The organism is Mycobacterium sp. NTMscope_Eco_3, from assembly GCF_976985685.1.
Map to the genome: position 1 here is coordinate 4,604,210 of NZ_CDRJYZ010000001.1, position 18,950 is coordinate 4,623,159.

Consider the following 18,950-nt stretch of genomic DNA (forward strand, 5'->3'; position numbering starts at 1 on the left):
TTGCAGATCTTTCCGGGGCGGCTAACGCGTGGTCCGCTGCGCGGCCACAAACAGATTGCCCGGCACGTAGTCCCGCACCTCCTTGGCCGCCGCTCGGCCGTAGCCGGCCATCAACTCGTCGGACGGTGTCACCGTCACGTCCCAGCCATGACGGCCGAACCACTCGCCGACGTCCTCGCGCTCCTCGAAGTACCACAGCTCGTCGGTCCTCGGCACCTGCCGGTCGGGATCGACCTCGGCCATCAGCGCTTGGATCCGGTCCATCCGCTCCCGGCGCCGCGCGCGAAGCTGCGGGTCGAGGAACTTGGGACCGAGCGCCTCCACGGCGACCCGGCTGCCGGGGGCGGTGAGTCCCTGAACGCGGTCGAACAGCAGCTCCTGCGCGGCCGCCGGCAGATAAGGCATCAGCCCCTCGGCCGACCACACGCTGGGCGCGCTGGCGTCAAAACCCGCCTGCCGCAACGCCTCCGGCCAATCCTGGCGCAGGTCCACCGCAACAGGGACGCGGCGACAGGTGGGCTGCGCGCCGTGCTCGGCGAGCGTCGACGCCTTGAAGTCCAGCACCCGGGGCTGGTCGAGCTCGTAGACCGTCGTCCCCGCCGGCCAGGGCAACCGCCACGACCGCGCGTCCAGGCCGGCGGCCAGGATCACCGCCTGCCGGATGCCGGCGCCGGTCGCTTGAGTCGCATCGAGGAAGAAGTTGTCGAAAAACGCCGTGCGCGAGGCCATGTAGCCGACCATCGACTGCATCTGCAGCGGCAGACTCGGTTCGGCTTCGACGACCGCGTCAGGTAGTTGCCCCGCCGAATGCCAGTTCCACACGCCGTCGCCGGCGGCATCGAGGAAAACCTGGGCGAACGGATCGCTGATCAACGGGTTCTCTCCGCGGGTCTCGGCGGCGCGGGCCGCGGCCACACCGAGCGCGGTCGCCCCCACGCTCTCGGTGATCTCCCAGCTGTCGTTGTCGGTCCTGGCCACGCGCACGTCCTTCCCACTTCGCTAGCACGGCTACCTACCCGACCCTACGCGCGGCGGATGAGTGGGAGCTGTCCCCGAGTCCGGTATTCGGTTACCTTGTCGGCGAGCCCATCGGCAGGGCGAATCCGAAGGATCGTTGATACATGCGAGTTGACGGGCGCGACATCCCCGTTTCCGGCAGCCTGCTGCAGCCACTGACCCGGCGGACCAACGACATCCTGCGGCTGGCCCTGGCCGCGCTCTTTCTGGCGCTGGTGATCACGGGTTCGGTGATCACCCGCCCGCAGTGGATCGCGCTGGAGAAATCCATCTCGCAGATCGTCGGTGTCTTGTCGCCCACCCAATCCGATGTGGTGTACCTGGTGTACGGGCTGGCGATCGTGGCGCTGCCGTTCATGATCCTCATCGGCCTGATCGTCGCCGGGCAGTGGAAACTGCTGGGTGCCTACGCGACCGCGGGGCTGAGCGCGATCGTGCTGTTGTCGATCAGCGGCACCGGCCTGGCGGCGCCCCGATGGCACTTCGACGTCCACGACCGGCTGACCACGCTGCCGGCGCAGTTGCTCGACGACCCCCGCTGGATCGGGATGCTGGCGGCGGTGCTGACGGTGTCGGGCCCCTGGCTGCCGGCGCGCTGGCGGCACTGGTGGTGGGCCCTGCTGCTGGCCTTCGTGCCCATCCACCTCGTGATCAGCGCGGTCGTTCCGGCGCGGTCGCTGGTCGGCCTGGCGGTCGGGTGGGTGGTCGGCGCGCTGGTGGTGCTGGTCGTGGGCACCCCCGCGCTCGAGGTGCCGCTCGACACCGCGGTGCGCGCGATGGCCAAAGCCGGCTTCGTCGTCTCGCGGCTCACCGTGGTGCGGCCGGCCGGGCGCGGCCCGCTCATCCTTTCGGCCGACGGCGACGATTCCGGCCGCACGGCGCTGATCGAGTTGTACGGCCCGCACCAACGCAGCGGCGGCGCGCTGCGCCAGCTGTGGGGAAAGCTGAAGCTGCGCGACACCGAGACCGCCCCGCTGGTGACGTCCATGCGCCGCGCGGTGGAGCATCGCGCGTTGATGGCGATCGCCGTCGGTGACGCCGGCGTGGCCAACACCGCGACGGTCGCCCTCGCCCCGCTGGACCGGGGATGGATGCTGCACTCGCACAAGCCTGCTCGCGGCACGCCGATCGACCGCTGCGCGACGGCGACGCCCGTTCGCCGGCTGTGGGAATCACTGCGGATCCTCAACGACCGTCAGATCGCCCACGGCGACCTGCGCAGCCAGCACATCACGGTCGACGACGGCGCGGTGTTGTTCGGCAGCTTCGGCAGCGCCGAGTACGGCGCGACCGATGCCCAGCTTCAGTCGGATATCGCGCAGCTGCTGGTGACCACGTCGGCGCTGTATGACCCGAAGTCCGCGGTGCGCGCCGCGATCGACGTGTTCGGCGCGGACACCATTTTGTCGGCGTCCCGCCGGCTCACCAAAGTCGCTGTGCCGAGGTTCATTCGGCGCTCGGTGCCGGACGCCGGCACCCTCATCTCGGAGGCGCGCGCGGAGGTGAAGCGCCAAACCGGCGCCGATCAGATCAAGCCGCAAACCATCACGCGGTTCACCCGCAGCCAGATGATCCAGCTGGTGCTCTTCGGTGCGCTGGTCTATGTCGCGTATCCCTTCATCAGCACGGCACCGACGTTCTTCTCCGAGCTGAAGACGGCGAACTGGTCGTGGGCGCTGCTGGGTTTGCTGGTGTCGGCGCTCACCTACGTCGGCGCGGCCGCCGCGCTGTGGGCCTGCGCGGACGGCATGGTGAACTTCTGGACACTGTCAATCGCGCAGGTGGCCAACACTTTTGCCGCGACCACCACGCCCGCCGGGGTCGGCGGCCTGGCGCTGTCGACGCGGTTCCTGCAGAAGAGCGGCCTGTCGGCGATGCGGGCGACCGCGGCGGTGGCGCTACAGCAGTCGGTGCAGGTGATCGCGCATCTCGCGCTGCTGGTCGTGTTCAGCGCCGCCGCGGGCGCCTCGATGAATCTGCGGCATTTCGTGCCGAGCGCGACCCTGCTGTATCTGATCGCGGGTGTGGCGCTGGGCATCATCGGCACCTTCTTGTTCGTGCCCACGCTGCGCAAATGGCTGTCCACCGAGGTGCGCCCGAAGCTGAACGAGGTGGTCGGCGACCTGGTGAAGCTCGCCCGCGAGCCGCGGCGGCTGGCCCTGATCCTGCTGGGGTGCGCCGGCACCACCCTCGGCGCGGCGCTCGCGCTGTGGGCCAGCATCGAAGCTTTCGGCGGGGGCACGACATTCGTGGCCGTCACCGTGGTCACCATGGTCGGTGGGACGCTGGCCTCGGCCGCCCCGACCCCCGGCGGCGTCGGCGCCGTCGAGGCGGCGCTGATCGGTGGCCTGGCCGCCTTCGGCGTGCCCGCGGCCATCGGTGTGCCGTCGGTGCTGCTGTATCGGGTGCTGACCTGTTGGCTACCGGTATTCGTCGGGTGGCCGGTGATGCGATGGTTGACCAATAACGAGATGATCTGAGAGATCCCGCTTCAGGAGTTGCCGGATCCGGCCTGCGTGACCACGAAAACCGTTGATCTGCGCGCGTTTTGGCCCACTGTGGTGGTCAGATACACCAGGTGGTAGTCCTCGGGCACCGACTGCGCCACCGTGATCGGGACGGACACCGCGGCCGATCCCCCGTCGCCGAATCGGCCGGGCGTGGGCGCCACGGTGATCCCGGCATCGGACGACGTGCCGGAGACCGTGTAGCCGTCAGGGACGTCGGGGCCGTCGATCATCCGTTGCGCGTCGAGGGTGACCGTGCCGGTGTGCCCGGGCGCGATCGTCACGACGGGTTGGGCGACGTTGACGGTCAACGCCGAACTGCCCGCCCCGAACGACGGTGGCGCGTCCGCTTCGCCTGTGCCCCAACGCTTGTCGGGGTAGGCGGCGAGTGAGAACGCCAGCGAGGCGCCGGTCGTGATGGCCGACTCCGGCAGTGACGTGTGCTCGGTGGGCTGTCCGTCGATCTTCAGGCCGCTGATGTAGGTGAGGTGGTGCGGCCCCGACGCACCGGGGGCGGAGATCCGGAGGAATTTGTTTGCCGGCAGCGCGATGTCGATTCGATCGAACAGCGGTGCGGCCACGGTGAGGATCGGCGTGCCCGGGCTGGCCGGGTACAGGCCCAGCGCCGCCCACACGTACCAGGCGGCCAGCGCGCCCAGGTCGTCGTTGCCGGGTTCCCCGTCGGCGGTCGGCGCGAAGAGCCCACGCACCCGATCGACCGTGCGCTGGGTCTTCCACGGTTGACCGATGTAGTTGTACAGCCATGGCACACCGAAACTCGGCTCGTTGCCCGCCCACAGGTAGGGCTGGTTGGGGCCGACGTTGAGCTTCTCGGTGAAGCGATCGAGCCGGTCCGCCACGGCCGCGCGGCCGCCCAGCGCGGCCACCAGGCCCGCGACGTTTTGCGGCACCGACCAGACGTACTGCTCGGCGTTGCCCTCGTCGTACCCGACCTGACCGAAGTTGTCCGGGGACACCACGACCGCGGGGCCGGGGCGGAAGAACCCGCTCCAGCTGCGGGGCACCACCGACCGGGTGGTGGGATTGAACAGGTTCTGCCAATACTGCGAGCGATTCCGGAAATCCGCGGCGGTCGCGGCGTCCCCGAGTGAGTCGGCGAATCGGGAGATGGTGAAGTCGTCGATCGACCACTCCAGCGTGATCGAGGCGTCGGCGATCCAGCCGTTGCGGCCGAATTCCAGGGTGAACGGCGCGTAACCGAACCGCAGGTACGTGTCGATGCCCGGCCGCTCCACGTAACCGGCCAGCCCCACCCCGCCCTTGGTCGCCCCGTCCACCATGTAGCGCAACGCCGCGCGCACGTCGAAGTCCTTGGCCCCGAACGTGTTCAGGTTGACGATGAACGGCACCACGCTGTCCCCGGTCATCTCGCCGGTCGCGGCATTGGCGAACGCCCAGCGCGGCAGCGAGCCGCTCTGCTGTGCGTCGTTCACCAGCGATTGCGCCATGTCGCTGGCCCGGCCCGGAAACAGCAACGCCTGCAACGCCGCCAGGCACCGGTAGGTGTCCCAGTCGGAGAAGTTGGCGTACTGCGTGTGGCCCGCGGCCACGGTGCGGATGGCGCCGTCGAACCCGACGTAGCGCCCGTCGGCGTCGTTGAAGGTGTTGGGGTGCAACAGGGATCGGTACAGGGCGGTGTAGAAGGTCGTCAGATCGTCGCCGTTGCGGCCGGCCACCGTGATGCGGGACAGGGCGGCGTTCCATTCCCGCGAGGCCGCGGCGCGCACCTCGTCGAAGCCGGCCGCGTCCTCGGCCGCCAGGTTCGCCCGCGCCCCCTCGATGCCGACATAGGAGATCGCGGTCCGCACCTCGAGCACCGAGCCGGCCGGGAACTCCACGTAGCCGCCGCTGTAGGGCGCGTTCGCGCTGCGGGACCCGGCATAGACCGTGGCGCCGTCCCAGGACCCGTACGCGGTGAACGGCCGGCTGAACTTCATGGCGAAATACACCGTGTAGGCGTTCGGCTTGTCGCAGAACCCACCGCTGGTGGCCCACCCGGTGATGGTGGTGTTGTCCTCGCCGATCTGGATGGTCGCGCGGGAGTTGCCCGCCAGCGACGAGCCCGAGCGCACCTGCAGCAGGGCGGGGCGGCCGTTGCGCGGGTAGCTGAATCGCCCGACGCCCGTGTGCGCGGTGGCGGTCAGCTCGGCTTTCACCCCGCTCTCGGGGAACCGCACCGTGTAGTAGCCGGGCACACCCTGCTCGGTGTCGTCGTGGGCGATCGTCTCCCAGGCGTTCCAGGGCTGCGGGCCGACGCCACCGGTGACCGGAAGCATCGAGATATCCCCGAACGCAGCGCATCCCACCGACGCGTGGGTCATGCTGAACCCGGTCGAGCGCGGGTTGTCGTAGTTGTAGCCGGCGTAGTTGCCGACGGTGTCCGGCGAGTACTGCACCATCCCGAACGGCACGGTGGCGCCGGGGAAGTTGTTGATCTCGCCGACCGTCTCGCCGCCCGTGCCGGTGCCGATGAGCGTCGCGACGTGATCGACCGGATTCGCCACGAAGACGGGCGGGCCGTCATACCCCTTCGGCGGGGCCGCCGCGATGAAGGTCATGAAGACGGCCGACGCCGCGATGACCGCAATCAGCGCCCTTCGTGACCGCATAGAAGTCTCTTACTCCGATGACGACCGTTCAGCGGTGCATTGCGGGGGCGTTTCCGCCATGAATTGACTGACGAGCGGCCGGCGCGGCACGGGCAGCAAAATGTCTAAAAGATACCGGCAAACTTGCGGCACATTTCGGCTACTGTCATCCAGCGTGGCTGGCGATGGTATCGGCCCAATTCTCGGGAAAGCTTGGATAAATGAAACGCTTGCCCCTAGCAACCATCTCCTTGGCGCTGAGTTTTGCGCTTGTCGGTTGCGGCCACGACCACAAATCTGCTGACAAAACGACTGCGTCGACATCCACTTCCTCGGGGACCTCGTCGCAGACCAGCGCGGCACCGGCGGCGAAAGCCAACTACACGATCGCCGACTACGTCAAGGACAACAACATCTCGCAGACGCCCGTCCACCACGGCGATCCCGGTCCGAACGTCGACCTGCCGGTGCCCCCGGGCTGGCAACTCACCCAAGACTCCGGCACCTCGTATGGCGGCATCGTGCAAAGCCAGCCCGCCAATCCCTCCGATCCGCCCACCATCGCGACACTGTTCTCCAAGCTCACCGGCAACGTCGACCAGGCGAAGGTCCTCCAATACGCCCCGGGCGAGGTGCAGAATCTGCCCGGATACCAAGGCCAGGGTGGTGCTGGTTCCGCGTCCACGCTCGGCGGTTTCCAGGCCTGGCAGCTCGGCGGTACCTACCAAGAGGACGCCAACACCCGCGTCAGGGCGCAGAAAACGGTGGTGATCCCCGCCCAGGGGGCGGTCTATGTGCTCCTGCTCAAAGCCGATGGCCTTCAGAGCGATCAAGCCTCGTTGATCGACGCCGCCATGGTCATCGACGAAAAGACCACCATCACCGGCTGAGAAGTAGGCGGCGGCCCCGCGGGGCTCTACGGTAAACGCATGGCAGAGCAGTCATATGCGGTCGATGCCGGGCATCCACCGTCGGCGCTATTGCGTCTGATTAACCCGGTGATGGGGTTTTTGCTGCGCAGCCCCTTCGCCGGCGCGGCGCGCAAGCAATTCATGGTGCTGAGTTTCACCGGGCGCAAGACGGGACGTCCGTATTCAATTCCGTTGAGCGCGCACCTGATTGACGGCCAGCTTTACGCGCTGACCAGCGCGCCGTGGAAGCAGAACTTCCGCGACGGCGGCCCCGCCCACGTGGTGTACGACGGTGAGACGACCGCGATGCGCGGCGAGCTCATCCGCGACCGGGCCGTCGTTTCCGATCTCTTGGTGCGCGCCGCCGAGTCGTATGGCGTGGCGCGCGCGCAGCGCGTGATCGGATTGAAGTTCCGCGATCACCGCATGCCGACCCGCGACGAGTTCGCCGAGGCGGTCGACCGGCTCCACCTGGGGGCGGTCCGGCTGAGCGCGGCCGGCTAGCCGCTCAGCCGGTGGCGTCACCGGGATGACGATCGCCGCCGGGCGCCCGCAGGTGCGCGGCGCGCAGACACCGGTCGAAGCGCGAACGCGCGGTGATGACTTCCTTGCCCAGCGCCGTGAAGTCGTCGGCGATGCGTTGGGCGAGCAGCCCGAGCTTCGTGTTTTTCGATTGGGACAGCGTTTTGAGCATGGTGAAGGCGGCGTCCTCGTCTATGCCGTAGACCAGCATCAGCATCCCTTTGGTGCGGTCGATGACGCCGCGGCGCCCGGTGATCTCGGCGACCTTGGCGCTGATGGATTCCTCGCGGGTGCGGGTGGGCGGCGGCGTGACTTCGAGGTAGAAGCCGTGTGTCCCGACGACCTCGTCGTTGTCGTCGCAGAATCGGTCCCCCACCACGATGACGTGGTGGATGAGGCCGCGGGTGTCCACGATGCGATGCCGCACGCTGAACGCCTGACGACGCCTGATCATGTCGTTGATGCCGTCGACCACCTGGGGGCGGTCGGCCGGATGTTTGTGCGACAGCACCAGCTCGGTGGTCGGTGTCACGGTGCCCGGTTCGTACCCGTGCATGCGCTGGACCTGGTCGGACCATACCCAGCGGTGACCCTCGAAATAGAAGCGGAACCAGCCCACGCGCTGCGGGGTGGCGCCGGCCAAAGCGCGCTCGATCGCTGCCGCCTGGCTGTCTAATTCCCAAGCCACGGTGGTCGTTTCGCGTCGACGGCAAGTGGGCGGGCGGCAGCGGCCGTCGGCGATCCCGGATGGGTCGCTGACGCCCGGACGGGAAAGTCGGCACTGCACGCGCAGGAGTGGGCTACCCCCATGGCCGAGAGGTTACAGTTTCTGACCGGTGGTCACCGCGGAATCGAAAAATTGCCGGGCGAGTAAGTTTTGGCTCGCTCACTCGGCCAAACCCGCGCCGGCGGCCGCCCGGGTCCGGGTGACGATGGGTGGTTCGAAGCCGGCGTCGACCACGGCGCGCCGCACCGACTCGCCGACCGATTCGGCGTGCTCGATCGGCACCAGCGCGATCACACAGCCTCCGAATCCGCCGCCGGTCATCCGCGCCCCCAGCGCACCCGCGCGCACCGCGGCATCCGCGATCAGGTCGATGCGTTCGGTGGTGATGTCGAAGTCCTCGCGCATGGAGGCGTGTGAGGCGGTGAAGATCCGCCCCGCTTCGGGATAGTTCGAATCATTCAGCGCGGCAACGCAATCGATGACCCGCCGGTTTTCGGTGAGCACGTGACGGGCGCGACGGGCGTCGACCGGGTCACGCACGGCGGCCAGGTCGGCTGACGCGCGATCGCCCACCTCGCGCAGCGACGAGGCCCCCAGATCGGCGGCCGCGCGCTCGCACGACTGCCGGCGCGCCGCGTAGTCGCCGCCGGCATGGCTGTGACGCTCGCGGGAGTCGATGAGCAGCAGCGCCACGCCGGCGGCGTCGGGGTCGAAAGCCACCGGCGTGACTTCGAGGGCGGCGAAGTCGATCAGCACCGCCGTCGCCGGCCGGCCGAACAGCGACGCCAGCTGGTCGAGCAAACCCGTTGGGGCGCCGACATACTCGTTCTCGGCCCGCTGGGCGAGCCGGGCCTGTTCCTTGCGGTCGATGCGCACCCCCGCGGCCGAGGCGATCGCCCCCAGCGCCGCGCATTCCAGCGCCGCCGAGGAGGACAGGCCCGAGCCCATTTCCACGTCGCTGGTGATCGACATCGTGCCGCCGGGCACCGGGTGATTCGCCTGGCGCAGTGCCCACATCACCCCGGCCACATACGCCGCCCAGCCGGTCACCTCCCCGGGGGCGGTGCCGATCGCGATGCGCACCGGGGCGTCCGCGCGGTCACTGGTCACGGTGATCGCGTCGCCGGGGCCGGGCGTGAAGGTCGCCACCGTGCGCTGCGGCAGGGCGATCGGCAGCGAGAAACCCAGGTTGTAGTCGGTGTGCTCGCCGATCAGGTTGATCCGTCCCGGCGCGCCGTACCGCACCGTCACTGCAATTCCCGTAACCGCCGGGCCACGCTTTCGGGGGTGACGTCGCCGATGAAGGCGTCCATCGCCGATTCCGAGGCCGCCAGGTATTTGAGCTTGGTGGCGCTGCGCCGGATGGACATCAGTTCGACGTGGAAGTATCCGTCCGCCTGGTCCCCGGCGCCGGAATACTGGTGCAGCGCCGAAATGTAGGGCAGCGGGGTCGAATACATCCGGTCGAAGCGCCGCAGTACGTCGAGATAGACGGCCACGAACCCGTCCAGCTCGTGCTCGTCGAGGCCTAACACGTTGGGCACGAACCGGTTCGGGTAGATGTGCACCTCGACCGGCCAGCGCGCCGCGAACGGCACGAACGCGGTGAACACGTCGTTGCGCGCGACGATGCGACCACCGTCTGCGACCTCACGGGCCAGTAGGTCGCCGAACAGGTTGCTGCCGTGCCGTTTTCGGTGTGCGCGCGCCTGCTCCAGCATGGCGGCCGTCCGCGGTGTCAGATAGGGATAGCCGTAGATCTGGCCGTGCGGATGGGTCAGCGTGACGCCGATCTCCTCGCCGCGGTTCTCGAAGCAGAACACCTGCTCGATGCCCGGTGCGGCCATCAGGTCGGCCGTGCGGTGGCGCCACGCGTCGACCACCAGCCGCGCGTGCGCCGGCGTCAACGCGGCGAACGAGCCAGTGTGGTCGGCGGAAAAGCAGATCACCTCGCAGCGGCCAGGCGCCGGGGCCGATACGAAGCCGTCGGCGTCGCCGGGGTCGGGAAGCGGCGTCGCGGCGCCGGACAGGCTGGGAAAGCGGTTCTCGAACACGACGACGTCGTAGTCGGGGGCGGGCACCTCGCTGGTCAGCCCGGTCGGGCCCGGGCACAGGGGGCACGCCTCCGGCGGCGGTTTGTAGGTGCGGTCCTGGCGCAGGGCCGCGATGATCACCCATTGGCCGGTGGTCCGGTCGAACCGCAATTGCGACTGTTCGGCTGTGCGCGGCGGCAGGGGCCGGCGGTCCTCGACCGGCGCCGGACGATGCCCGGGCAACGAGAAGAACAGCAGGTCACGGCCGTCAGCCAGCTTCGCTCGCGTCGGCCCCGTCACGATGTCGAAGACTAGCGTGGTCAGGTATGTATCCCGGCGAGCAGACACAGAATCGCATGCAAGATGGCATGAGAGTGCGATTCTGCGTCTGCTCGCGGATATGAGGGGGTCCCCGATAACTGTCCTGTACGAACGCGCCCGCAACTGGGTGATCGGCTCCGATCCTGGCTTGCTTCGGCTGCGGATGGCGACTCGGACAACGGCCGCGCTGGGCCTTTCACTGCTGGTCCTTTTCGTCCTCACCAGGGCGACGGGACAACCCCTGACCGTCGCGCTGCTGGGCGTCGTCATCACGATGGTCGCGTCGCGATCCGTTAACGAGCCCGACCCCCGCCAGCAACGAATCACCATGGCGCTGTTGCCCGTCCCCGCCGCGGTGGCCATCACCGCCGCCGCGCTGCTGGCCCCGCACGTGGTGGCCAGCGACGCCGTCTTCGTGGCGATCGTGTTCACCGCGGCCTACATCCGCCGCTTCGGGGCGCGTGGCAGGGCCCTGGGGATGGTCGCGTTCATGTCGTACTTCTTCACGCTGTATCTGCGGGCCCGCGTCTCGGAGCTGCCCTGGATGATCGGCGCGGTCGCGGTGGGAACGGTGTGCACCTACGTGATGACCGCCTACGTGCTGCCCGACCGGCCCGAGCGGGTGCTGCGCGCGACCATCCGGGCGCTGCGGGCGCGGATGGCGATCGTCATCGACACCACCGCCGAGGCGGTGCGCACGGGCCGCCTCGACGAACGGCGGCGGCGCCGCATGCGGGCGCGCACCATCCGGCTCAACGAGACCGCCCTGCTGGTGCAAACCCAGGTCGAGGACAAAGCCGATCCCGGCGCGCTGTGGCCCGGCGTCACCGTCGAACAGCTGGCCCCGTGGCTGCTGGACGCCGAGCTGGCCATCGAATGGGTCGCCACCGCCGGTCGGCGGGCGGCCGCCGTGGCGGGCGAGGCCCCGGAATCCATCCCGCTGCCCATCCGGGTCGCGCTCGTCGACGCGCTCTCCCAGCTGGCGCGGGCGATCCGCCTGCCCGAACCCGAGGGGCTGCGGCGGGCCGCCGGCCGCGCGCAACGGCTGCTGGACGAGCGGCCCGGCGCCGCTGAAGCCGCGGCCGACGACGACCCGGGCGCCACCGCCGTCCGCCGCCTCGCCCTGGCGATCATCAACGCCGCGGGGGCGACGTCCGACGTGCGGGCGATCGTCGATCGGATGGCCGCCGGCGCCCCCCTCGACGACGCCGGCGGCGAGCGCCCGGCGGCGGCCGAGCGCGCCGTGCCGGAGGACCCCGCCGACGAAGTCCGTCCCGCCGGGCTGCTGCCGACCACCCGGCAGGCCATCCAGGTCTCCGTTGCCGCCTCGCTGGCCATCGTCACCGGCGAGCTGGTCTCGCCGGCGCGGTGGTATTGGGCGGTGATCGCGGCGTTCGTGATCTTCGCCGGCACCAACTCGTGGGGCGAGACCCTGACCAAGGGCTGGCAACGCCTACTCGGCACCCTGCTCGGCGTGCCCGCCGGCGTGCTGGTGGCCACGCTGCTGACCGGACACGAAATCGTCGCTCTCGGCGGCATTTTCGTGTGCCTGTTCTGCGCCTTCTATTTCATGACGGTGACCTACAGCCTGATGACCTTCTGGATCACCACGATGCTGGCGCTGCTGTACGGGTTGCTCGGCCAGTTCTCCTTCGGCGTGCTGATGCTGCGGATCGAAGAGACCGCGATCGGCGCCCTCATCGGGGCGACGGTGGCCGTCGTCGTGTTGCCGACGAACACCCGAACCGCGATCCGCGCCGACACCCGCGCCTTCCTGACGAGCCTGGCGGCGCTGATCGAGGTCTGCACTGCCACCATGTGCGGGGAGGACGCCGGCGCCAGCCCGTCCGAGCGGGCGCGTCAGGTCGATCGAGATCTTCAGCAGTTCCGGGTCACCGCCAAGCCGCTGTTGGCGGGGGTCGCCGGACTCGCGGGCCGGCGCAGCATCCGCCGCGCCCTGGGCATCTTCACCGCGTGCGACCAATACGGCCGCAGCCTGGCACGCAGCAGCGAGCAGTATCGGGCCCCGGTCGGGTCGCCGCTCGCGTCGAAGCGGGCCGAGGCGTTTTCGGCGGCCGCCGCCCAGACGCGGCGCAACATCGAGGCGTTGCAGGAGGCCATCGAGGGTGGTCACGCCCCGACCCTGGTCTCGGCGGCCGACGATCTCGACGCCGCGGAGACCCTGGCCCGGCACGAGGACGGCGACGGTCACGGCGGCGAATCCGGGCCCGACACCCGGCGATTCCTCACCGCGGTGCACGCGCTCCGCCAGATCGAGCGGGCCGTCATCACCGCGGCCACCAATCTCGGTGGCCGCGAACGTGTCCAGGCGGCCAGCCTCGCGTCGCGCTGACGCCTTTGCTACCGATCGCGCGCGCACGCGGCTACCATCTTGCTAACCGCCGCGGTCCGTAGCCACAGCCGAGGAGAAATCCCATGGCCACACCGAACCTTCCGCCGGGCTTTGATTTCACCGATCCCGACATCTACGCCCAGCGGTTGCCGGTGCAGGAGTTCGCCGAACTGCGCGCCACCGAACCGGTCTGGTGGAACGAGCAGGCGCCGGATCAGGGCGGGTTCGGTGACGGCGGCTACTGGGTGGTGACCAAGCACCGCGACATTCGCGACGTCTCACTGCGCAGCGACGTGTTCTCGTCGGCCGCCAAGTCGATCGTGCCGCGTTACCGGGAAGACTTGGCGGCCGGGCAGATTGAGGCGGGCCGGGCGTCGATGATCATGATGGACGACCCCGAGCACAGCCGGTTGCGCAAGATCGTGTCGCGGGCGTTCACGCCGCGCGCGGTCGAGCGGCTGCGCGCCGAACTGTCCGAGCGGGCCCGGCGCATCGTCGCCGAGGCCGCCGCGGCGGGGTCGGGCGACTTCGTCCGCCAGGTGGCCTGCGAGTTGCCGCTGCAGGCGATCTCGGCCCTGCTCGGGGTTCCGCATGAGGACTACGACAAGCTGTTCGACTGGACCAACAACATGATCGGCAGCGACGACCCGGAGTTCGCCGGCAACGACGCGCTGACCTCGGCGGGCGAATTGATGTGGTACGCCATGCAATTGGCGGCCCACAAGGCCGAGGAACCCTCCGAGGACATCGTCACTACGCTGATCCGCGCCGATGCCGAGGGCCAGCGCCTGTCGGAGGCCGAGTTCGGCATGTTCGTGGTGACGCTGGCCGTCGCCGGAAACGAGACGACCCGCAACTCGATCACGCAGGGAATGATGGCCTTCACCGACTATCCGGACCAGTGGGAGGTGTTCAAGGCGCAGCGGCCCAGGACCGCGGCCGACGAGATAATCCGTTGGGCCACACCGATCACCGCGTTTCAGCGCACCGCGCGCGAGGACACCGAGCTCGGTGGCGTGGCCATCAAAAAGGGCCAGCGGGTGGTGCTGTTCTACCGCTCGGCCAACTTCGACGAAGAGGTCTTCGACGACCCGTTCACCTTCGATGTCCTGCGCAGCCCCAACCCGCACCTCGGTTTCGGCGGCACCGGGGCGCACTACTGCATCGGCGCCAATCTGGCCCGCATGACGATCGACCTGATGTTCAACGCGCTCGCCGATCGGCTGCCCGACCTGGCCCCGCTGGAAAACCCGGAGCGCCTGCGGTCGTCGTTCATCAACGGCATCAAGCACTGGCACGTCGACTACCAAGGTAGCCGCCCCGTCGCGTCATGAGAGTCGCCATCAGCGGTGCCGGCGTGGCCGGGGCGGCGCTCGCCCACTGGCTGCACCGCACCGGCCACACGCCGACGCTGATCGAGCAGGCAGGCCCCACGGTTTCGCACCGGCGGCTACATGATCGATTTCTGGGGCGTCGGCTACCAGGTGGCCCAGCGGATGGGCATCGAAGGGCAGCTCCGCGCCGCCGGGTACGAGATGGAACGGCTGCGTTCGGTCGGCCCGCGCGGCGAGATCAAGGCCGACGTGGACGTGGACGTCTTTCGCCGGCTCCTGGGCGCCGACTTCACCAGCCTGCCGCGGGGCGATCTGGCCGCCGCGATCTACGCCACCATCGAGGACAAGGTCGAGACCATCTTCGGCGACAGCATCGCCACCGTCGACGAGCACGGTGACGGTGTCCGACTCACCCTCGAGGGCGGCGGCGCGCGCGAATTCGACCTGCTGATCGGCGCCGACGGGCTGCACTCCAACGTGCGGCGCCTGGTCTTCGGGCCCGAGCGGGAATTCGAGCGCTACCTGGGCTGCAAGGTCGCGGCCTGCGTGGTCGACGGCTACCGGCCGCGCGACGAGCTGGCCTACGTCACCTACGCCACACCCGGGCGGCAGCTGGCGCGTTTCGCGCTGCGCGACGATCGCACCACGTTCTTGTTCATCTTCCGCGCCGACCACGGCGACGCCGGTCTTGCGCCAAAACAGCAGCTGCGCAACACCTTTGACGGCTGCGGCTGGGAAGCCGACGATATGCTGGCCGCGCTCGACGACGTTGATGAGCTCTACTTCGACGTTGTCAGCCAGATCCACATGAACCGCTGGTCGCGGGGGCGGGTGCTGCTCATCGGGGATGCGGCCGGATGCATTTCGCTGCTCGGCGGTGAGGGCACCGGCCTGGCGATCACCGAGGCCTACGTGCTGGCCGGCGAACTCGCGCGCGCCGGGGGTGACCATCGCCGCGCGTTCGACGCCTACGAGACGCGGCTGCGTCCCTTCATCGAGAGTAAGCAGGCCGGCGCGGCGCGGTTCATCGGGTTCTTCGCCACCCGGACCCGATTCGGGCTGTGGTTCCGCAACCTCGCGCTGCGCACCATGAATTTCTCCCCGATGACAAGGCTTCTCGCGGCCGACGTGCGCGACGACTTCGCGCTGCCCGACTACGGCATCTAGCGACCGATCACACGCTCGGCTGCCGACTTTCGGTGTCGCGGCGCTCGCCCGTGGCGATGAAGTCCTCGATCAGCTCCACCACCTGGTCCGGCGCCTCCACCTGCGCGAAATGACCGACGTCGGGCAGGATTTCGAGCCTGGCGTCGGTACGAGCCTCGTGCGCGGCGTACGCGTGATCGACGGGAATGATGCCGTCGCGCTCCCCCCAGATCGCCATGACCGGCAAGTCCTCACGCAGCGAGAGTCTGTTGAGCGCGCTGACCGCCTGGCCCCGGTAGTCGACCACCGACCTCAGCGTTCGCAGGAACGACTGCCGCGTCTGGCCATCGGACAACGACGAGTAGGCGCTCCACATCTCGGCCCCGCGCGGCGACTGGATGCCGGCGCTTCTCAGCAAGGACCTGAGCTTGTTGCCGACGGACAGGACGGGCGTGGGCGCGATGATCGGCAACACCAGCTCCGCCCCGGGGGCCGAGAGCAGCCGCAGCACCCATCCCACGTCGGGACCGAGGCCGCCGCTGCTGATCAGGATCAACCGCTCGGCGTAGTCGGGATGCTGATAGACGAACTGCATGGCGACACCGCCGCCGAGCGAATGTCCGACCACGGTGGCCTGGCTGACACCGAGTTCGTCGAGGAAATCACGAAGCCAGACCGCAAACGCGCCCAGCGAGTAGTCGGTGCGGGGCTTCGCGGACTGGCCGTGGCCCAGCAGGTCGGGCGCGACGATCCGGAACTTCTTCGACAGCCGCGGTATCACGGATCGCCAGGTCTCCGAACTCCCCGCCATGCCGTGGATCAGCAGCAACACTTCGCCGTCACCCTCGTCCCGATAGGCGACGCGATCACCGTGCAGGTCCAGGAACTTCATCGCACAGGTCTACCCGCTCCGGTCCCGTTCATCGCAGAGTCGAGCCAAATCGTGACGAAAAACGCGTGCGACGCGGCCTGTGCGGGACGACTCGGCAATGATCTAGTGCATGACCGAACCGGTTGCAGCCCGCGTGGCCGTCTACCTCGACTTCGACAACATCGTGATCTCGCGGTACGACCAGATTCACGGGCGGAATTCGTTTCAGAAGGACAAGGCCAAGGGCCTCGAGCAGCATTCCGATCGGTTGGAGCGGGCGACGGTCGACGTCGGAGCCATCCTCGACTTCGCGTCGTCGTTCGGCACCCTGGTCCTCACCCGCGCCTACGCGGACTGGTCGGCGGACATCAACGCCGGGTACCGCGGCCAGCTGGTGGCCCGCGCGGTCGACCTGGTGCAGCTGTTTCCTGCGGCGGCCTACGGCAAAAACGGCGCCGACATCCGGCTGGCCGTCGACGCCGTCGAGGACATGTTCCGGCTGCCCGACCTGACCCACGTGGTGATCGTGGCCGGCGACTCCGACTACATCCCGCTGGCCCAGCGCTGCAAGAGGCTGGGCCGGTACGTGGTGGGCATCGGGGTGGCCGGCGCGTCGAGCCGGGCGCTGGCGGCCGCGTGCGAGGAGTTCGTGGTGTACGACGCGTTGCCGGGGGTCCCCGCCCTCGACCGCGAGCCGGCGCTCGCCGGCGCCGACCCGCCGAAGCGGCGCGGCGGGCGCACCAAGGCGGCGCAGGCCGAGGAGCCGGAGCCGCCCGACGCGCAAGCCGCCGCCACCGCGCTGCTGACGCGCGCGCTGCAGATCGGCCTGGAGAAAGACGACGTCGACTGGCTGCACAACTCCGCGGTGAAGGCCCAGATGCGGCGCATGGATCCGTCGTTCAGCGAAAAGTCTTTGGGTTTCCGGTCATTTAGCGATTTCCTGCGTTCGCGCTCCGACGTGGTCGAGCTGGACGAGACGTCGACGACGCGGATGGTGCGGCTGCGCGCGCAGGACTGAGCGGCGCCGCCCCGCGTCGCGGCAGCCGATGCTCAGACGCTCCGGGCGTCGAGTGTGCGCTCAGGGATTCGCGTGTGAATCCACGGCGTTGACTGTGCGCCCAGGGCGACGACACGCCGAGCGCGGCCACCGTGGCTTCACAGCGAAAGCCGTAGTTTCACACCGAACGCCAGGGCTTCACACCGCCGCCAAGTCGCGGTGGCGTCGGGCCGGCTTTACGCTCCTGGGGTTACACGAACTTCACGGGGGTTTTCGATGCGTGCAACCTGGGGCCCGGCGGTCGCGGCGGTCGCCTGCCTGGCCCTGCCGTCCTGTTCGGAAACCGTGTCGGCGCCCCCGCTGACCCCCACCTCGCCGACGGCGGCGTCGAAGACCAGCACCCGTGCGGGACCCGCCCCGATCACGGGCCCGCTGGAAAAGGACTGGAAAACCTACGACGGCACGGCGTATTTCGGTTGCCCGCAGACTTTTTCGGCCGGCAAATCCGCGCTCGACGACATCCGGCCGAAGATCTTCGACCCGAAGACGGGGCAGTACGTCGCGCCGGCCATCCCCACGATCCCCGCCGGGGAGAACCTCACCGGCGCCATGTGCGCGCTGACCGGCGCCGACGCCGACTTGAAGGTCGTCTACGTCGTCACGACCGTCGCGCCGGCCCGGGCCCCGGCACCCGAAACCTCAAGGACCACCGCGTATTCCTACGACCGGTCGTCGGGCCGGCAGGTCGCCACCAAAGAACTCCAGCCGCCGAGGCCCGGCCTGACGTTGACCGCGCCGAAGGAATGGGGACTGGCCCCGACCGCCTCGGGCGTGGCGTGGGTGAACGCCTTCACCGACGGGCACGCCGCCGCGTCGCCGCCGCGGACCGTGGTCCTGTCCGGCGCCGATCTGTCGATGGTGTGGGACGACCCCCAGCCCGCCCGGGTATGGCAGGACGTCCTTGCGTTTCAACGCAACACCGAGCCTGCCAAGTCCTCGGGAGCCGAGCTGCGCCGCCCCAACGGGGAGGCGATCTATCAGGACAACGACGTGCAATCCGTGGACGCCGAATTGCGCGACGGCCCCGACAAACTGGTGAAGCTCACCAGCCGGGATTCGCACAACCCCCCGGCGGTGTCGACGATGTTCTACGACCTCAACGCCAAGTCCCTGATCAGGATCGGCGATTCGGATCGGATTTCCGGCGGGGGGCTGAACGCGGTCTTGTCCGACGGGAAACTGTTTGTCGACGGGCACAATTCGGACGATTCCTCGTTCGGCTTCGGAGTATGGAACCTGCGCAGCCAAGAGTGGGACTTCCTCAAGAGCCGGGACGACGCCAAGAAGCTGTCGATTTCGAGGCTGGCGTTCTTCGAAGACCACCTGTACCTCACCGGCACCGGCGGGACGTTCTCGGTAATCGCCCTGCCCGCAACGGATCCCGTCTCGTCCGGCTGGTCGACACGCCCCTTCGAGCGGATATCCGGGTGGACGCTGGTGTGCCGCGGCGAGACCGCACCGTCGTCCAACGGCGAGTGCAAGGAGATCGTCATGGTGCAAGACCGGGACGGCCACTACCCCGGGCCCTGGTTCTGAGTTCGG

General features: G+C 69.0%; 13 protein-coding genes and 1 pseudogene. 8 read left to right on the top strand and 6 right to left on the bottom strand.

What is annotated here, in order from left to right; translation table 11 throughout:
* Positions 1 to 21: 21 nt before the first annotated feature.
* Positions 22 to 978 (bottom strand): class I SAM-dependent methyltransferase, encoded by a 957-nt coding sequence (locus AC0KTM_RS21305; protein WP_472416611.1) that lies wholly within the window; start codon positions 976 to 978, stop codon positions 22 to 24.
* Positions 979 to 1,121: 143 nt separating this feature from the next.
* On the opposite strand from AC0KTM_RS21305, the gene AC0KTM_RS21310 reads away from it, so the two are divergent.
* Positions 1,122 to 3,497 carry a lysylphosphatidylglycerol synthase transmembrane domain-containing protein gene (locus AC0KTM_RS21310; protein ID WP_238956875.1) on the top strand — a complete coding sequence of 792 codons (2,376 nt, stop codon included), beginning with the start codon at positions 1,122 to 1,124 and terminating at the stop codon, positions 3,495 to 3,497.
* Between the two features lie 11 nt (positions 3,498 to 3,508).
* On the opposite strand, the gene AC0KTM_RS21315 is transcribed toward AC0KTM_RS21310, so the two are convergent.
* Complete coding sequence (locus AC0KTM_RS21315) at positions 3,509 to 6,154, bottom strand: GH92 family glycosyl hydrolase (protein ID WP_238956876.1); 2,646 nt, start codon at positions 6,152 to 6,154, stop codon at positions 3,509 to 3,511.
* 200 nt (positions 6,155 to 6,354) lie between these two features.
* On the opposite strand from AC0KTM_RS21315, the gene lpqN reads away from it, so the two are divergent.
* On the top strand, positions 6,355 to 7,023 hold the full coding sequence (lpqN, locus tag AC0KTM_RS21320; protein ID WP_472416613.1) for an envelope biogenesis lipoprotein LpqN: 669 nt from the start codon (positions 6,355 to 6,357) through the stop codon (positions 7,021 to 7,023).
* Between the two features lie 39 nt (positions 7,024 to 7,062).
* Positions 7,063 to 7,548 carry a hypothetical protein gene (locus AC0KTM_RS21325; protein WP_238956878.1) on the top strand — a complete coding sequence of 162 codons (486 nt, stop codon included), beginning with the start codon at positions 7,063 to 7,065 and terminating at the stop codon, positions 7,546 to 7,548.
* Between the two features lie 4 nt (positions 7,549 to 7,552).
* On the opposite strand, the gene AC0KTM_RS21330 is transcribed toward AC0KTM_RS21325, so the two are convergent.
* The 3 genes from AC0KTM_RS21330 to galT form a co-directional block, all read right to left on the bottom strand.
* The gene (locus AC0KTM_RS21330) at positions 7,553 to 8,254 is read right to left on the bottom strand and encodes a PAS and ANTAR domain-containing protein (RefSeq protein ID WP_225329406.1); all 702 of its coding nucleotides are present in this window, start codon (positions 8,252 to 8,254) and stop codon (positions 7,553 to 7,555) included.
* A gap of 198 nt (positions 8,255 to 8,452) precedes the next feature.
* Entirely contained in the window at positions 8,453 to 9,544 is a 1,092-nt protein-coding gene (locus AC0KTM_RS21335) for a galactokinase (RefSeq protein WP_225329407.1), read from the bottom strand.
* A complete protein-coding gene (galT, locus tag AC0KTM_RS21340) occupies positions 9,541 to 10,626 on the bottom strand; it encodes a galactose-1-phosphate uridylyltransferase (protein ID WP_225329408.1) in 1,086 nt (361 codons plus the stop codon). The genes AC0KTM_RS21335 and galT overlap by 4 nt, the downstream gene beginning before the upstream one ends.
* Before the next feature lie 148 nt (positions 10,627 to 10,774).
* Between galT and AC0KTM_RS21345 the strand changes: the two genes are divergently transcribed.
* From AC0KTM_RS21345 to AC0KTM_RS21355, 3 genes and pseudogenes are all read left to right on the top strand, one after another.
* Complete coding sequence (locus AC0KTM_RS21345; protein WP_225329447.1) at positions 10,775 to 13,000, top strand: FUSC family protein; 2,226 nt, start codon at positions 10,775 to 10,777, stop codon at positions 12,998 to 13,000.
* 83 nt (positions 13,001 to 13,083) lie between these two features.
* Positions 13,084 to 14,334 (top strand): cytochrome P450, encoded by a 1,251-nt coding sequence (locus AC0KTM_RS21350; RefSeq protein WP_225329409.1) that lies wholly within the window; start codon positions 13,084 to 13,086, stop codon positions 14,332 to 14,334.
* Positions 14,331 to 15,501: pseudogene (locus tag AC0KTM_RS21355) on the top strand (FAD-binding domain). Before AC0KTM_RS21350 ends, AC0KTM_RS21355 begins: the two are co-directional and overlap by 4 nt.
* Positions 15,502 to 15,508: 7 nt before the next feature.
* Here AC0KTM_RS21355 and AC0KTM_RS21360 read toward each other — a convergent pair.
* Positions 15,509 to 16,372 carry an alpha/beta fold hydrolase gene (locus AC0KTM_RS21360; protein WP_225329410.1) on the bottom strand — a complete coding sequence of 288 codons (864 nt, stop codon included), beginning with the start codon at positions 16,370 to 16,372 and terminating at the stop codon, positions 15,509 to 15,511.
* A 109-nt stretch (positions 16,373 to 16,481) separates the two neighbouring features.
* Here AC0KTM_RS21360 and AC0KTM_RS21365 point away from each other — a divergent pair, with 109 nt between their 5' ends.
* Together AC0KTM_RS21365 and AC0KTM_RS21370 are read left to right on the top strand one after the other, a co-directional pair.
* Positions 16,482 to 17,369: an NYN domain-containing protein gene (locus AC0KTM_RS21365; RefSeq protein WP_225329411.1), complete on the top strand. Its 888-nt coding sequence runs from the start codon at positions 16,482 to 16,484 to the stop codon at positions 17,367 to 17,369.
* A 255-nt stretch (positions 17,370 to 17,624) separates the two neighbouring features.
* Positions 17,625 to 18,944 (top strand): hypothetical protein, encoded by a 1,320-nt coding sequence (locus AC0KTM_RS21370; RefSeq protein WP_472416616.1) that lies wholly within the window; start codon positions 17,625 to 17,627, stop codon positions 18,942 to 18,944.
* Positions 18,945 to 18,950: the final 6 nt, after the last annotated feature.

Coding starts and splice junctions, on each gene's coding strand:
- AC0KTM_RS21365 (WP_225329411.1), top strand. CDS start 16,482: ATGACCGAACCGGTTGCAGCCCGCGTGGCCGTCTACCTCGACTTCGAC.
- lpqN (WP_472416613.1), top strand. CDS start 6,355: ATGAAACGCTTGCCCCTAGCAACCATCTCCTTGGCGCTGAGTTTTGCG.
- AC0KTM_RS21360 (WP_225329410.1), bottom strand. CDS start 16,372: ATGAAGTTCCTGGACCTGCACGGTGATCGCGTCGCCTATCGGGACGAG.
- AC0KTM_RS21370 (WP_472416616.1), top strand. CDS start 17,625: ATGCGTGCAACCTGGGGCCCGGCGGTCGCGGCGGTCGCCTGCCTGGCC.
- AC0KTM_RS21315 (WP_238956876.1), bottom strand. CDS start 6,154: ATGCGGTCACGAAGGGCGCTGATTGCGGTCATCGCGGCGTCGGCCGTC.
- AC0KTM_RS21325 (WP_238956878.1), top strand. CDS start 7,063: ATGGCAGAGCAGTCATATGCGGTCGATGCCGGGCATCCACCGTCGGCG.
- AC0KTM_RS21350 (WP_225329409.1), top strand. CDS start 13,084: ATGGCCACACCGAACCTTCCGCCGGGCTTTGATTTCACCGATCCCGAC.
- AC0KTM_RS21310 (WP_238956875.1), top strand. CDS start 1,122: ATGCGAGTTGACGGGCGCGACATCCCCGTTTCCGGCAGCCTGCTGCAG.